16 protein-coding genes and 1 riboswitch are annotated in these 14,090 nt (G+C 36.7%); of the genes, 9 read left to right on the top strand and 7 right to left on the bottom strand.

The genetic code is table 11. From position 1 onward, the window contains the following. Positions 1-17 precede the first annotated feature (17 nt). Both ACIQAA_RS28865 and ACIQAA_RS28860 read right to left on the bottom strand, forming a co-directional pair. Complete coding sequence (locus tag ACIQAA_RS28865; RefSeq protein ID WP_402626510.1) at positions 18-1,571, bottom strand: ABC transporter permease/substrate-binding protein; 1,554 nt, start codon at positions 1,569-1,571, stop codon at positions 18-20. Further along, complete coding sequence (locus ACIQAA_RS28860; protein WP_402626508.1) at positions 1,571-2,701, bottom strand: ABC transporter ATP-binding protein; 1,131 nt, start codon at positions 2,699-2,701, stop codon at positions 1,571-1,573. Before ACIQAA_RS28860 ends, ACIQAA_RS28865 begins: the two co-directional genes overlap by 1 nt. A 168-nt stretch (positions 2,702-2,869) precedes the next feature. Between ACIQAA_RS28860 and ACIQAA_RS28855 the strand changes: the two genes are divergently transcribed. Together ACIQAA_RS28855 and ACIQAA_RS28850 are read left to right on the top strand one after the other, a co-directional pair. Continuing rightward, a complete protein-coding gene (locus ACIQAA_RS28855) occupies positions 2,870-3,076 on the top strand; it encodes a M50 family metallopeptidase (RefSeq protein ID WP_402626507.1) in 207 nt (68 codons plus the stop codon). Beyond that, positions 3,040-3,534, top strand: a complete 495-nt coding sequence (locus ACIQAA_RS28850; RefSeq protein WP_402626590.1) for a M50 family metallopeptidase — start codon at positions 3,040-3,042, stop codon at positions 3,532-3,534. Before ACIQAA_RS28855 ends, ACIQAA_RS28850 begins: the two co-directional genes overlap by 37 nt. A 35-nt stretch (positions 3,535-3,569) precedes the next feature. Here ACIQAA_RS28850 and ACIQAA_RS28845 read toward each other — a convergent pair whose 3' ends face one another. Next, complete coding sequence (locus ACIQAA_RS28845) at positions 3,570-3,908, bottom strand: hypothetical protein (RefSeq protein WP_402626505.1); 339 nt, start codon at positions 3,906-3,908, stop codon at positions 3,570-3,572. A gap of 162 nt (positions 3,909-4,070) precedes the next feature. Between ACIQAA_RS28845 and ACIQAA_RS28840 the strand changes: the two genes are divergently transcribed. Then, the gene (locus ACIQAA_RS28840; RefSeq protein WP_402626503.1) at positions 4,071-4,556 is read left to right on the top strand and encodes a nitroreductase family protein; all 486 of its coding nucleotides are present in this window, start codon (positions 4,071-4,073) and stop codon (positions 4,554-4,556) included. 42 nt (positions 4,557-4,598) lie between these two features. On the opposite strand, the gene ACIQAA_RS28835 is transcribed toward ACIQAA_RS28840, so the two are convergent. After that, entirely contained in the window at positions 4,599-5,579 is a 981-nt protein-coding gene (locus ACIQAA_RS28835; protein WP_402626501.1) for an NAD(P)H-dependent flavin oxidoreductase, read from the bottom strand. 277 nt (positions 5,580-5,856) lie between these two features. On the opposite strand from ACIQAA_RS28835, the gene ACIQAA_RS28830 reads away from it, so the two are divergent. Beyond that, complete coding sequence (locus ACIQAA_RS28830) at positions 5,857-6,831, top strand: acyltransferase family protein (protein ID WP_402626499.1); 975 nt, start codon at positions 5,857-5,859, stop codon at positions 6,829-6,831. Positions 6,832-7,019: 188 nt separating this feature from the next. On the opposite strand, the gene ACIQAA_RS28825 is transcribed toward ACIQAA_RS28830, so the two are convergent. From ACIQAA_RS28825 to ACIQAA_RS28815, 3 genes are all read right to left on the bottom strand, one after another. Beyond that, positions 7,020-7,544, bottom strand: a complete 525-nt coding sequence (locus tag ACIQAA_RS28825) for a MerR family transcriptional regulator (protein ID WP_402626497.1) — start codon at positions 7,542-7,544, stop codon at positions 7,020-7,022. A 53-nt stretch (positions 7,545-7,597) separates the two neighbouring features. Further along, positions 7,598-8,479, bottom strand: a complete 882-nt coding sequence (locus ACIQAA_RS28820; RefSeq protein ID WP_402626496.1) for a MerR family transcriptional regulator — start codon at positions 8,477-8,479, stop codon at positions 7,598-7,600. Positions 8,480-8,651: 172 nt separating this feature from the next. Then, positions 8,652-9,440, bottom strand: coding sequence for an HAD family hydrolase (locus ACIQAA_RS28815; protein ID WP_402626494.1), 789 nt, complete (start codon positions 9,438-9,440; stop codon positions 8,652-8,654). Between the two features lie 113 nt (positions 9,441-9,553). Between ACIQAA_RS28815 and ACIQAA_RS28810 the strand changes: the two genes are divergently transcribed. From ACIQAA_RS28810 to ACIQAA_RS28790, 5 genes are all read left to right on the top strand, one after another. After that, positions 9,554-10,279 carry a polysaccharide deacetylase family protein gene (locus tag ACIQAA_RS28810; RefSeq protein ID WP_402626493.1) on the top strand — a complete coding sequence of 242 codons (726 nt, stop codon included), beginning with the start codon at positions 9,554-9,556 and terminating at the stop codon, positions 10,277-10,279. A 168-nt stretch (positions 10,280-10,447) separates the two neighbouring features. Beyond that, a riboswitch (cyclic di-AMP (ydaO/yuaA leader) is annotated at positions 10,448-10,592 on the top strand. Between the two features lie 105 nt (positions 10,593-10,697). Beyond that, entirely contained in the window at positions 10,698-11,093 is a 396-nt protein-coding gene (locus ACIQAA_RS28805) for a sporulation protein (protein WP_402626491.1), read from the top strand. Between the two features lie 145 nt (positions 11,094-11,238). Then, positions 11,239-11,586, top strand: coding sequence for a hypothetical protein (locus ACIQAA_RS28800; protein WP_045524297.1), 348 nt, complete (start codon positions 11,239-11,241; stop codon positions 11,584-11,586). 121 nt (positions 11,587-11,707) lie between these two features. Beyond that, on the top strand, positions 11,708-13,213 hold the full coding sequence (locus ACIQAA_RS28795) for an aminotransferase class V-fold PLP-dependent enzyme (protein WP_402626489.1): 1,506 nt from the start codon (positions 11,708-11,710) through the stop codon (positions 13,211-13,213). A gap of 213 nt (positions 13,214-13,426) precedes the next feature. Then, complete coding sequence (locus tag ACIQAA_RS28790; RefSeq protein WP_402626487.1) at positions 13,427-13,921, top strand: L,D-transpeptidase family protein; 495 nt, start codon at positions 13,427-13,429, stop codon at positions 13,919-13,921. The last annotated feature ends 169 nt before the right edge of the window (positions 13,922-14,090 follow it).

The following is a 14,090-nucleotide window of genomic DNA, read 5'->3' as shown; positions in this document are numbered from 1 at the left end:
CGCCGGCTAATTTATTTTTACAATAGTCCTTCTTCTTTTAGAAACTCTGTAGCCACTTTTCTAGGTGATTCCTTGAGGCTGTCAACTTTGTAATTAAGCTTTCGCATTTTTTCATCTGTTAGTTTGCCTGCAAGGGAATTAAGAGCTTCTTTAAGTTCAGGATGTTCCTTTAATGTTTCTTCTTTAACAATTGGAACAGCATAGTATGGAGGGAAAAAGTTTTTATCATCCTCTAACACTTTTAAACCAAATTCTTCAAGGAGACCATCTGTCGAAAATGCATCGATGACGTCACTCTTATGATTATCAAGAGCTGTATAGCGTAAACCTCCGTCTACCGCTTGAACGTCTTTAAACTTCAAATTGTACGTCTCCGAAAGTCCAATTAATCCATCATCACGATTTGGAAATTCAATCGTGGGTCCCATAATCATGCTGTCACTAACTTTGGCAAGATCGGAAATGGTATTTAAATGATATTGTTGAGCTGTATCTTGACGTACTGCCAAAGCATACGTGTTATTGAATCCTAGTGGTTTTAATAAATCAATTCCATATTTCTCTTTGAATTCTTTTTTTACATAGTCATAAACCTTGTCAGGATTACTTTGTGGGCTTTGCTTAAGAATATTAACGAGTCCCGTCCCAGTATATTCGACATACATATCAATGTCGCCATTTTTTATTGCACTAAAAGCTACTTGTGACCCGCCGAGATTCATTTTTCTTTCTACTTCAATATCAGTCTTATTTTCTACTAAATCAGCAAGCATATGTCCTAGAATCAGCTGTTCACTGAAATTTTTAGAACCGATAACAATTTTATCCCCGGCGCTTGTCTTTGAGTAAACAGTAAAGGCACCGGCAGCAACGATGATTATACTAGTAAATCCGATTACTAAACGTTTTATATTTTTACCAGTTTTAGCAGCTGACTTTCGTTTATTCGTATATGAGAATGACGTTTCAAGCTTTCCAACAACAAAGTCAATCAAGAGGGCAAGGATACATGCAGGGATTGCTCCTGCCAGAATCATATAATTATCAACCGTCTGAACACCAGAGAACACCAGATAACCAAGTCCGCCTGCGCCAACGAAGGCTGCGATTGTCATCAATCCGACAGCTGTTACGGCAGAAATTCTGATACCCGCCATAATCATCGGAAAGGCAAGCGGCAGCTGAACCTTTTTCATTGTTTGACTCTTGGTCAGACCGATACCTTTGGCGGCTTCCAGAATGTCAGGATCAATATTCGTTAATCCTGTATAGGTGTTCTTTACGATTGGAAGAAGGGAATAAAGTACAACCATGACAATGGCAGGTGCACTGCCGATACCAATAAAGGGAATTAAAAATCCAAGTAAGGCTAAGCTTGGTACTGCTTGTATGACGTTAGTTGCTCCAATAATCGTCTTCGATAGCTTTGGCTCTCTTGATATCAAAATACCAAGCGGAATACCAATAATAACGGCAATTAAAACGGAAATTATACTTAAATAAATATGTTGACCTAATAAATTAATAATCTGTTCATAGTTCGAACTTAAATAATTATAAAAATCACCCATTAAAAGGCCACCTCCAAATCAATTAGTTGGCTGCTTAAGGCCGATAAAATACTGCTTCTCGTTATAAGTCCAGTTAATTGCTTCGAATGATTGATAACAGGCACATAGCCAATTTTATGTTCATTCATCGTTGCTAAAATGGAAATTAAGTTATGATCCTCTGAAACAGCCAGAATATTCTTCTCCATAACACTATCAATCTCCGAATTTCGATTCAGCAATTGGATTCCTTTTAAGGTGACTAAACCTATTAATATATTATTTTTGTCTGTCACCATTAAACTGTCGACCTTATTAGCTTTCATGATCTCGATCGCCTGTAAAACCGTTCGCTTTGTAGTAATTTTTACAGGGTTAGGTATCATAATATCCTCGGCCATTAACAATTCAGGGTTATTCCAAACTCGTCGCTTTCCAATAAATCCTTCAACAAATTCATTAGCTGGGTTCTTGAGAATATTTTCCGGGGTATCGAATTGGAGAATATCGCCATCTTTTAAAATACAAATCTTATCGGCTATTTTAATCGCTTCGTCCATATCGTGGGTGACGAAAATGATGGTTTTATTAAGTTCTTTTTGCATTTGAACAAGTTCATCTTGAAGTGAGTTTCTTGTCACAGGGTCCAATGCACTAAAGGGCTCATCCATTAAGATAATATCTGAATCGGTTGAAAAGGCTCTTGCTACCCCAACCCTTTGCTGCTGCCCGCCGCTTAATTCCTTTGGGAAACGGTCTAAATATTCAGCAGGATTTAATCCAACTACATCGAGTAGTTCCTCTGTTTTTTTAGCAATTTTAGCCGGGTCTTCACCTTTAAGTTTTGGAATTAATTCCAGATTCTCTCTAATCGACATATGAGGGAATAGACCAGTGTTTTGGATGACGTAGCCAATATTTCTTCTTAGCTCGATAGCATCCATGGTGGAAATATCCTTGCCGTTAACAAAAATCTTTCCTGCTGAAGGCTGGATTAATTTGTTGATCATTTTTAGCAATGTGGTTTTCCCGCATCCGCTCGGTCCGATAAAAACCACTAATTGACCCGCATCAATATCAATTGAGAAGGGTTTAATAATGGTTTTATTTCTGTATTTCTTTACGATGTTTTTAAATTCGATCAAAGTCATTCCTCCTTAATAAAAAATCATTGTACGTAATTTGCAACAACCTAATGTTAACATATAAGTTGTTGGTTTGTCGAATTTATTTCTGTTTAGGACCCATTTTAGCCAAAACTTAATAGATCATAAAATTTTTCAGAATATAAAGAACTCTTCATTGGGTTGGCATTCGTCTTGACGAAAATTCCAATAATTGGTGATTATTTTAGAATGATTAATACGGTGATCCATGAATCTGGTCACGCATTTATGGCTTTATTTGGGGGTAATGTAGAATCCATTTCATTGTACATGAATGCAGACGGAGTGACACACGGTACACAATCGATTTGGATTATTGATTTATTACTTGTGCAGCAGGTTATACAATCGCATCGTTAATTGCTTACGTTTCGTTTTGGTTAATAAAAAAGAAAAAACATATACTTTTTATCGATATGCTATTAGGAATTATCATAATCAATTTGATATTATGGGTACGTAATCCCTATGGTTTATTCTGGCTCGCATCCTTCGGGATTTTGTTTCTAGCGATACTTATTAAAGGAAGTAAAAAGGCAATCGACAACCTAGTGTTGTTAATTGCTTCTGTATTATTAGTGGAATCTGTCAGTACAGCATATGATATTTTCATCATCAGTTTAATTCAGCCGCATGCAGCAGGAGACGCAACCAACTTATCTCAATTAACTGCGTTTATTCCAGCTCAAGGATGGGGGATTTTCTTCTTTGCACAAGCCATTTTTTTTATTATCCATGGTTTTAAGAAGGGATTATTCCGTTTGGGTGAGGGTGAAATCCAGCACAATTATCGACTAGAAGGAACAAAAGAATACTAACCAAAAAGCTCGCCGGATTGGCGAGCTTTCTCACATTAATAGTAATAAGGAAATGGAAAGAAATATGGGAATACAAAGACAGCGTATGGAAAGCGTCGTCTCCTAAAGCGGCGGAATCTACGTCTGCCGTACCCGCCATATCCACCATATCGCATATCATCGGAATCGTCATCGACATCCTCAGGAACGAGCATAGTAACGCCTTCATCATCCATTTCTTGAAGAATACCATTCATTTGAGTGCCATCACTCATTTGACCAACCACATGGTAATTCATATAACGCTGACATGTATTCATGATATTCCGATAATCGCCGACTTCTTGACTACGATACCCTGGATTTCCATTAGGTCCATAGTGATAATTATTCAATATAATCGCCTCCTCGCATACATCATATTCAGGTAAATAGAATTAGTGACCCATTATATTCAGAATATTTAGGCTGTGTAAATATTTTAGAGAAATAGAACATAAGATTGATTAATGTGAATAAAAACACGTGGAATTCCAATATATAAAGGAGGGGCGATAATGGATATCCTTGATATCATAAAAAGCCGGAGGAATATTAAAAAGTTCAAATCACAGGCTGTTCAATTAGACTTAATCTATTCCTGGCTGGAGGCAGCTAAGATGGCTCCAAACCACCGAATGACAGAACCATGGGAAGTGTACTTTATAGGTCCTGACACAAGAGCAAAACTGAACCATAAAACGAATTTTGGAAATGCACCTGTACTAATCGCTATATTATCCAAACATGGTGCTTCCGCAGTTGAAAAAGAGGAAAACGCATTGGCCACTGCTTGTTTTGTGCAAAATTTTAATTTAGCAGCCTGGTCTGAAGGAGTAGGTACATTTTGGTCATCGATCGGAATCACAGCAAAGAATCGGAAAATCCTAGGAGTTCCTGAAAATTATGACCTCGTCGGTGTATTAGGAATTGGGTATCCTGAGATTGTACCAGACCCAAAACCAAGAACATCAATTAAGAATAAAATAAAAAATTTACCTTAACAAAGAAGACAACCAATTGGTTGTCTCTTTTTTATATCGAACTTAATGGCCGCCCACAGCATTTTGATACTCTATTGTAAGGTTATTTATGATTTGCTGCACAGGGAGAATATCCTTAATTTCATCAACTCGTGCCCCAGCAAAGACAAGTCCATTTTCGACATCTCCTCCCATACTTGTAAGAAGGGAATCAAGTGTACAGAAGCGATAAGAACAATTTTTTAAACAATCATGACATTTAGCAATTTTTAATTTGTCTGGCCCGCTGATCAATTTTGCAAAGTTATTAACGATGACTCTTCCATGCAAGCCAACAGTTGTTTTAACTAAAGCTGTATCTTCTTTTCGAGCGTCCACATATTTCTGTTTAAATGAATAAGGAGCATCACATTCTTCACTTGCTACAAACCTTGTGCCCATCTGAACCCCGGCAGCACCCATGGAAATAGCTTTAGCAATATCTTCGCCAGTCATGATTCCGCCTGCAGCAAGGACAGGGATGGATACTGCTTCCACTACCTCAGGAAGAATATCAAACATCGGTCTGTCTGTGCCAAGGTGTCCGCCAGCTTCAAAACCCTCAACGACTACAGCAGCAGCGCCAAGTTTCTCTGAAATTCTAGCCAATTTTGCAGAAGAAACAATAGAAATGACAGGAATGCCAGCCTGTCTTCCCCAAGCATACATATCCCTTGAGATTCCTGCTCCGGAAATAATAAAATCCACTTTTTCTTCAAGAGCCGCTTTCATCTTTTCTGCAAAATCATTCATTGCGAACAATACATTTACTCCAATATATCCGGCGCCTTGTACTAAATTTTTTGCTTTTCTGATATGATCGCGCATTTCAGCGGTGGTAATACCTGTACCTGAGATGATCCCAACACCACCAGCATTTGCTACGGCTGAAGCTAGTTTGCTTAATGAAATTCCGACGCCCATACCTCCTTGGAAAATAGGTACCTTTGGCATGATATGTGCAATTTTTAATTGTGGAAAGTTCAATTTATAACCCCATTTCATTTGTTTAAGAATTTAGAACTTACTCTGCATACTACCATCTATCATCATTTGTGTATGTGATTTTTATCACCAGGTCATAAAATCAGGTTATAGAATTTATTACCACTAGTCATAAAAGCATAGGAAATTACTATTATTATTTTAGGATTGTGATTTGTTTGAAACAAAAAGTAACTTTTATTCAATTTCTTTGTAACATTGATAAGGTAAAATGGTGTAAAATAGGTGTGGAATTTTTTTAGTATAACTTTGTGTGAAAAATTTTAGGGGGGATAGGATGGCTTCCACAGCATGCAGAAGTAAATATTTTGATAATGCCAAATTTATATTAATTTTTCTTGTTGTTTTCGGGCATATGATTAGCCCGTATAAGGAACAGGATAAAATTTTATTTACCTTATATACCGTGATTTTTCTTTTTCACATGCCAGCTTTTATTATGATTTCCGGGTATTTTGCTAAAGGGTTTAAAAAGAAAGGGTATTTGCTTAAAACTTTTCAAAAAATCTTAATTCCATATTTTATCTTTCAAATCATCTATTCTGTTTATTACTTTTTAGTTGGAAAGGAAAAAACGCTTGAATTTGATCTGTTCCAGCCACATTGGTCATTGTGGTTTTTATTGAGTTTATTCTTTTGGAATTTATTACTGTATGTCTTTGCAAGATTAAAATGGGCAGGATTGTTTATTGCGGTTATACTCGGAATCGCAGTTGGTTATTTTGAGAATGCAGGAAGTTTTATGAGTATATCTCGGACATTTGTATTCTTTCCGTATTTCCTTCTGGGGTTCCTATTAAATGGGGACCATTTAAAACGGATCATTGGAGCAAAGTTTTCAGTTCCAGCTGGAGTAGTCATTATCTTCGTCACGTTTTTATTTTTTGGGTTTAGTTTTCCGCAAGACGCTGTCCCATGGCTGTTAGGAGACACCTCTTATGAAAATATGGGAGGTATGCAGCTTAGTGATGGACTGCTTCGTGCAGTACAATACTGTTTAACGTTGATTGTCGTTTTTGGCTTCTTGCCTTTAATCCCGTCAAATCAGTATCGAATAACCAAAATCGGAGAACGAACACTTTATGTTTACTTGTTCCATGGGTTTATCATTAAATCAATACAAGCTATTTTACCGAATGCCGTCTCAGAAAATTATTTATTCCTGCTAGCTTTCTCTTTCGTGGTTTGTATTGTTTTGGGAAGTTATATGATAAAAAAATATACCCGCCCGCTTGTCGAGTTGAAAATATAAAAGCCGAATGTGTTCTGAACACATTCGGCTTTTTAACTAAGTATAAAATTTTCTACTTTGAGAATTGTCTAGCTTCAGCGCCTAGGGGCTCGGGGTCATAAGCCAATCCGTCAAGAAGGTAAAGAGCAACCTTCTCGCCGGCTCGTCTTATGCCTGTCGCCCTTGGCAAGGCGCTTATGCTTTACTAGTTACCCTAAAAATCCAAATAACGAACTTACAAATTTCTTCTTTTTTCTGTTAAGCTTGCCTTGCTCTAAAACTAACGGTTTTTCTGGCAGGGTGGTTTTCGTAATCTCATGAAGCTGTGCTTGCAGGGATTGTACTTGTTTTGTTAAGTCTATAACTTGGCTCTGTAATTCTTCTATTTCTCGGCGGTGCTGCAGCAGCTGATAGGAGGCAACAGAGTCTGCTTTTGAATTCACCTTTGCTTCCAATTCACTGACAATCGAATACAATCTTTCAAGCTCAGCATTGCCTTCAATCGCTTTTACTGTTCCTTTCCTGGTCTTCTTTTCTTGTACAGGAGCAATTTCTTGAAGTAAGGTTCCATTTTGGATTTGTGTCTGGATATTTTTTAGAAGTTCAATATCTTCGTCATTAAAATGATAATGTCCTCGTTCGTTCCGCTCCATCGGCAGTTCTAGCTGTTTTACCCATCGCTGAATGGTACTAGCTGAAACTCCTAATAATTTTGCAACTTGGTTTGTATTCATCATCATTCCCCCCGCTTGAAAAATTTGACTTTAGCAGCAAGCGTCATTGCTTATTACTCCCAGAATTTCCACCATTTCTTTTCTTTTGCCGCAGCTACATCCCGAAAACTTGTTAATAAATCCTGAAAGGCAGCTTCTCTTTGTGTAACTTCATGGCGGAATTGGTCCCGTTCTTTTCCGCGCTCTAAGCGGTCGATTTCAATCGTTTCTGAAAGGTTAAAGATTTCTGTATTTGTAATATCTACGTAATGGGCAAGTTCTTCTGCAGATTGAGATAACTGCTTCGAAAGTGTATAAATCTCTTCTGAAGTTTCGTGAGAGGCATTGGCAATACTTTTGGATAAATATAATAGTCTCTCAGTTGTCTGCTCCGCATTTTTTTCAAGATGACCAGATAGTTGTTGAAACTCAGCTTTTGTAGTTGCTGTAGACTTGGTTATCGATTCAGAAATAGTATTCACTGTATAATGAGCGCCATCTGCAATTTCCTTTTTAACCTCTTCAACTACTTCCTTACGAAGAACACTTCGTATTTCCTCTTTTACTTCATTTAAGAATGTTTGTTTATATTGGTCCATCGCATCGAAAAATTGATCGGCATTCTTAATGGCAAGATCTTCATTCGAAACGGGGGGTACTTCTTGAGGCAAGATTGCCAGGGTTGAGGCTGGAGGTTCGGATATCTCTTCTTCTTCATCTTCTACAAATTCGCTGCCATTTTGCAATGTTTGTAAAATCATTGCGGTACTCAGTTTGTTTTCATACATATACTTAATTTCTAATAGTAAATCAATTTCTACCTGTGAATATATTCTGGCTCCTTGTTTTGTACGTGGAATTTCAAGGTATTCCTCTAGTTCCTCTTCCCATTTCTTCAATGTAGCAGGTTTAACATTTATTTTTTTGGAAACTTCCTTTAATGTGAAAGTTCTCATAAGTGTTCAAATCCCTTCTATCTAATTTACGGTAAAACAGCTATTGATAGTAAATTCTCTATGAAGCCCCCCATTTTCCTGCAGGGTGACAAAAGCTATCAAAACAAGACGTATAACACGAAATACCAACAAATTCATGCAAAAAAAGCTGTGCGCAATGCACAGCTTTTGTTTACTCAACAATCCCTAGAGTTCTTAATCCGTTATAAATTCCTGAATTATTTACGGTTGTCGTTTTATGTTTAGCATATTGAAAGAGGTCAGGATGACCATTTCCCATAGCAAAACCTTCACCAACACTCATCAGCATTTCTTTATCATTTAAGCCGTCTCCAAACGCTATAGCATTTTCCTTTGACAGGCCGAGATGGTTGAGTATGTATTGAATCGCAATCCCTTTATTGACCTTGTCTCTAATTACATCATAACAATGAAGCATTCCATCAAGGTTTACTTGGGATAAGTGGATTTGGTCCTCGATCTTATATAAAACAGTATCCTTTGGTTCTAAGTTGATTAAAGTCATTCCCAGAATCTCATAATCATTGGACGGTAAATAAGGTTTGTTTTTATGTAAGTGGAACTTCACAATAAATTCTTTCACACAATCTGCTTCTAAGTCAGTGAATATATTTTCATCTTTCGTATACAAAACAATTTCATGCTGGTTTTTTTTCGCTATGTCGATGAATTGTTTAACACTTTCCTTTTTCATTGGTTCCTGGAAGAGGTCCTTACCTTGATAAATGGCAAAAGCACCATTATATCCGACAAGCGAGTTTACCTTTAACTCATCTGCAAGATCTCTGATTTCGTGTAATGGTCTCCCAGTTGCTAAAAAAACCTCTATTCCTTTCTGTTGAACCTGCCGAATTGCTTTTACTGTAGTTTGATCAATGGAATCATCGGGCTTGATGATGGTTCCATCAATATCTAAAAATAAAACTTTATACTCAAACATTGAACGGCTCCTTTTATTAAGTATGTTTTCTTAGTTTAACATTAATAACGTGTAGATTAAATATTCTGGGAATAATAGTCGTGATAAGATCGGCAAAAAAGGGGGTTTGTTTTATGTTAAGAGTTGTAATCGTCATTCTGTTGTTAATTAGCCTTCCAGGGGATGCGCTTGCACAGCAGAAGGTTCCAATATTAATTTACCATTCAATTGATGAATACAATGGCAAAGGCTCTAAGGAGTTATTTGTTACACCAGAGAATTTCGAAAAACAGATGGTTTACTTGAAAAATAACGGATATACATTATTAACATTTGAACGCTGGACTGATATAAGTAAAGTGAACAAACCTATTTTTATTACACTTGATGATGGTTATAAAAATAATCAAAATGCGTTTGAGATTCTTCAAAAACTTAGGGATGATAAATTTAAACCGACAGCAACCTTTTTTGTTATTTCTGATTTTATCGGATATTCGAACCGATTATCTCAAACTGATTTAAAAATGATGGCTGAGTCCGGATTGATTTCTGTTCAGTCCCACACAGCTACTCATCCAGATTTGACAAAATTAGAGAATCTTCAATACGAATTAAAAGGCTCGAAGGAAAAAATTGAAAAAATGACAGGAAAACCAGTTATAGCTCTTGCTTATCCTTATGGAAACTTCAATGAACGCGTTGGTTTAGAAGTGAAAAAATATTATACATTTGGTTTGACTACTACACCAGCACTCTATACTAAAAAAGGGCTAAAAAACGAACTCTTATTTTTACCAAGAATTTATATAAAGTATTCCACTAACCTTGATGAATTCGCTGAATTAATTAACAGATAGGAGCTTTTAAAGTTAAACTATGCTACAAGATATCGATGATTCATGAGCAATCAATAGAAAAGTCTTTGTTTTTATTTAAATTTGGAGTTTAAACGGTTAATTTAAGTAAATATCACTCTTTACAACGATTCTAGTTGGGGATAAAATAAGCCTCATAATCATCATGAATTTAATATTCGGCCAAAACCCAGCAACTTGGTTGGGTACGGAGGAACCAATTAATTGGGGTTAATTCTACAATGTAGAAAGGATGAGAACGATCTTTCGCCATCCTACCCGTCAGCTAACTTCGTCGGCTAAAGCGAAGGAGGTCATGGACCGCCAAGTACAGGGGCTTTTTTGTTTTTAAACATATTAAGCATCTTGATTACTATTGCTGGTCTTTTATTATGCCTATTTTAGGGAACAGGTGGAGAAAATGACATTAAAAGATTATTTAACAAAATTAAAAATTGGTTTGCCCAAAACGAATGTCCATTTGGATAAGCAAGTTTATGAAGCAGGAAGTGTCATAAATGGTACCATTGAGATAACAGGCGGCCTATTAAAAAATAAAATTAAGAGATATGATATCGATCTAGTAGGGATTGATTCACAGGCATTTGTAGAAGAAACTTTAAATAGTCATTCCGTTTTCTGTTCTCTTGAATGTAGTCCAAACCAAACTGGAAAGATTACCTTTTTACTCGATGTTCCAGATGAAATTCAACATAATCAAAATACCTTTCAGTATTCCTTAATGATCAATATTGATTTGGGAAATGCAAATAATATTACACAAAGTGTCCCTATCATGATTAATGCCGTTTCATAATGTGTGTCTATTAACCTAGTTATTTATGTAAATCGGAAAAATTTCCTATTAATTGATATAGCTTTGTAAACTACTAGAAATTATTATGAAACCAATCACCAGTATAATAAAGTTATCTTGAGACTTTATTAGGGCGGGTGCAGTAATGGAAGAAACAATGGTAAAATCTTATTTACAGAAATCACTAGAAGAGTGGAAGGATGACATTTCAGTAGTCCTTACAGAAATAGATAAAGAATATGAAGAAGTGGCACAAGAGTTAAAGGTATACTCTTATAAATACGGGATTACCAAGCAAGTCATCCAATCAACAGTGAACGAGGAAATTATTGAAAGTATACGGCAAAGGTATCATAAACCGTTTGAGGAAAGTTATAATCAATTAAAGGAATATATAAAAGACTTAGAAGAGAAGCAGCGCGTTTTTCACATGTTTGTTCAAAAAATTGATGAAGTAAATCGCAAGGAATCGTCAAAGAATACAAATTTATAAATAGTAATATAGTCTGGTCCATATGGATCAGGCTTTTTTTATCATTAATTGAGAATCGTCGGCAAGTGAAAAGAATTTTGCATATAATAATTAGCAGGATTTTATCGAGAGGTGCTGAAGTATGATTACTGCAAGGATCGGAAGCAAGTGGTATCGTCTGCCGGAAAATCTAGAGGATTATTTTAATAAGTTTCGGTCTGGGATCATCGGCATTGATCAAGAATTTGACTCACCGTATGGAAAGAAACCGATTATTTATGCAGATTGGACAGCAAGTGGAAGATTATTTCGACCCATTGAACAAAAAATCTCGGAGGTATTTGGCCCGTTTATGGCGAATACGCATACGGAATCCAACATTACCAGTCTAATGATGACCGGAATTTATAATCAATCAAGAAGGATTATTAAGGAACATATAAATGCTGATGAGAATGACGCCCTCATTCTTGACGGTTTTGGAATGACGTCGGTAATGAATAAACTACAGAGATTATTGGGTATTAGAGTACCAGAGCAATGGAAAGACAAAATAAAGCTTTCTGAGAGGGATAGACCAGTGGTTTTTCTCACTCATATGGAGCACCATTCCAACCACACTTCATGGCTGGAGACCTTAGCAGACGTTGAGATGATCAGACCGGACTCGAAAGGAAATGTAGATATTAATCATCTTGAGCAGCTTCTGTCCCAATATCGGGATAGAGCTGTCAAAATAGGTTCCTTTACAGCATGCTCGAACGTTACAGGAATACAAACACCATATCATCAGCTGGCAAAAATCATGCATAAGCATGGTGGACTTTGCTTTGTAGATTTTGCCGCCTCTGCACCGTATGTGAAGATTGATATGCACCCGAAGGATCAGATGGAAAAACTCGATGCCATTCTCTTTTCTCCACATAAATTTTTAGGCGGACCCGGTACGAGCGGCGTTTTACTTTTTGATAAAAGAATTTATACAAATAAGGTACCAGACCATCCTGGAGGAGGAACGGTTACTTGGACTAATCCTTGGGGTGGACATCAATACATTAAGGACATCGAGCTTCGAGAGGATGGAGGGACACCTGGTATTCTTCAAGCAATTCGTACGGCTTTATGTATAAAGTTAAAGGAACAAATGGGTGTAGAGAAAATTTTAGCTAGAGAAAAAGAACAGTTAAAGCTGCTTTTAACTGGATTAGAGACTGTTCCTAATCTGCATGTATTAGAGAGTCATCATCGAAATCGAATTGGGATTGTTTCATTTACTATTGAGGGTATTCATTACAATCTTATAGTCCGTTTGTTAAATGATCGATATGGATTTCAGGTTCGCGGAGGGTGCTCTTGTGCAGGGACATATGGTCATTATTTATTGGAAATTGACCAGAACAAATCTAAGCAAATTTCCAATAAAATTGATTTAGGCGACTTATCTTCTAAGCCTGGCTGGGTCAGGTTCTCGCTGCACCCTATTATGACTAATGCTGAAATTCGATTGTTTATTAAGGCGATGAAGGAGATTACGAGTAATATTGAGGATTGGAAAAAAGATTATGTTTACGACCCGGCTACAAATGATTACTTTTATACAAAACACACACGTCAGGATATGTCACCACTCTTCAGACTAGAGGATTAATACAAATTTGAAAATTCTGTGAAGAAACATCGTAATCTAACGATATCTTGTCCAAAGTTAATGATTGAAAAAGCAAATCCGAAAATGATTGAAATTCATTAATATTCTTTGAAAAAGCTGCATTCTGACGTTATTCATCTAGACTGCAGCTTTTTTATGTGGCAACGCTTCCTATACCCTGACATATGTTAATAAGAAAAAGGGTGGGATAACATGATTCATATTGTGAAGCGGGGCGATACACTTTACCAACTCTCTTTGGATTATCGGGTAAACCTCGCCAGTCTTTATGCAGCCAATCCTGGTGTCAATTATCAGCAATTATATATCGGCCAAAAAATTCAAATCCCTGGCTTACCAGATCCAAATACAATTCCCTATTCCATTCAAATATCGATTGGGAAGAGGAGACTATCATTATACAGAAATGGAAGGCTCGAAAAAATTTATCCGATTGCTGTTGGAAAAATGCTATCTGGAACCCCGACTGGTGATTTTGTCATTGTTAACCGGCAAATGAATCCAGGCGGACCTTTTGGTGTTATGTGGCTTTCACTATCTAAACAAGGCTATGGTATTCATGGGACCAATAATCCGAGCTCGATAGGTAAAGCTGTTTCAGCTGGTTGTGTGAGAATGCATAACCGGGATGTACTTCAACTTGCCGAAAAGGTTCCAAATGGCACAAGGGTAATCATACGACCATGACAATAAGAACAAGGCTGATTATACATACTAATCGGCCTCAATTTATTTGAAAAAGTGAATCCAATTCTAGTAATTAATCGTATAAATTATATAATGAGAAGACTACAAAAGGGGGGAGTTGGTTTGAGCGGTAATTGACAAAGTAGATCTTATTCAATAAAAAAATCCC

Source organism: Neobacillus sp. NPDC093182 (genome assembly GCF_044754045.1).
This window is presented reverse-complemented; position numbering and strand designations above follow the sequence as displayed.

What these genes read in the sequence shown, in the direction of transcription:
- ACIQAA_RS28865 (WP_402626510.1), bottom strand. Translation starts at nt 1,571, where the DNA reads ATGGGTGATTTTTATAATTATTTAAGTTCGAACTATGAACAGATTATT.
- ACIQAA_RS28860 (WP_402626508.1), bottom strand. Translation starts at nt 2,701, where the DNA reads ATGACTTTGATCGAATTTAAAAACATCGTAAAGAAATACAGAAATAAA.
- ACIQAA_RS28840 (WP_402626503.1), top strand. Translation starts at nt 4,071, where the DNA reads ATGGATATCCTTGATATCATAAAAAGCCGGAGGAATATTAAAAAGTTC.
- ACIQAA_RS28835 (WP_402626501.1), bottom strand. Translation starts at nt 5,579, where the DNA reads ATGAAATGGGGTTATAAATTGAACTTTCCACAATTAAAAATTGCACAT.
- ACIQAA_RS28830 (WP_402626499.1), top strand. Translation starts at nt 5,857, where the DNA reads ATGGCTTCCACAGCATGCAGAAGTAAATATTTTGATAATGCCAAATTT.
- ACIQAA_RS28825 (WP_402626497.1), bottom strand. Translation starts at nt 7,544, where the DNA reads ATGAATACAAACCAAGTTGCAAAATTATTAGGAGTTTCAGCTAGTACC.
- ACIQAA_RS28820 (WP_402626496.1), bottom strand. Translation starts at nt 8,479, where the DNA reads ATGAGAACTTTCACATTAAAGGAAGTTTCCAAAAAAATAAATGTTAAA.
- ACIQAA_RS28815 (WP_402626494.1), bottom strand. Translation starts at nt 9,440, where the DNA reads ATGTTTGAGTATAAAGTTTTATTTTTAGATATTGATGGAACCATCATC.
- ACIQAA_RS28810 (WP_402626493.1), top strand. Translation starts at nt 9,554, where the DNA reads ATGTTAAGAGTTGTAATCGTCATTCTGTTGTTAATTAGCCTTCCAGGG.
- ACIQAA_RS28805 (WP_402626491.1), top strand. Translation starts at nt 10,698, where the DNA reads ATGACATTAAAAGATTATTTAACAAAATTAAAAATTGGTTTGCCCAAA.
- ACIQAA_RS28800 (WP_045524297.1), top strand. Translation starts at nt 11,239, where the DNA reads ATGGAAGAAACAATGGTAAAATCTTATTTACAGAAATCACTAGAAGAG.
- ACIQAA_RS28795 (WP_402626489.1), top strand. Translation starts at nt 11,708, where the DNA reads ATGATTACTGCAAGGATCGGAAGCAAGTGGTATCGTCTGCCGGAAAAT.
- ACIQAA_RS28790 (WP_402626487.1), top strand. Translation starts at nt 13,427, where the DNA reads ATGATTCATATTGTGAAGCGGGGCGATACACTTTACCAACTCTCTTTG.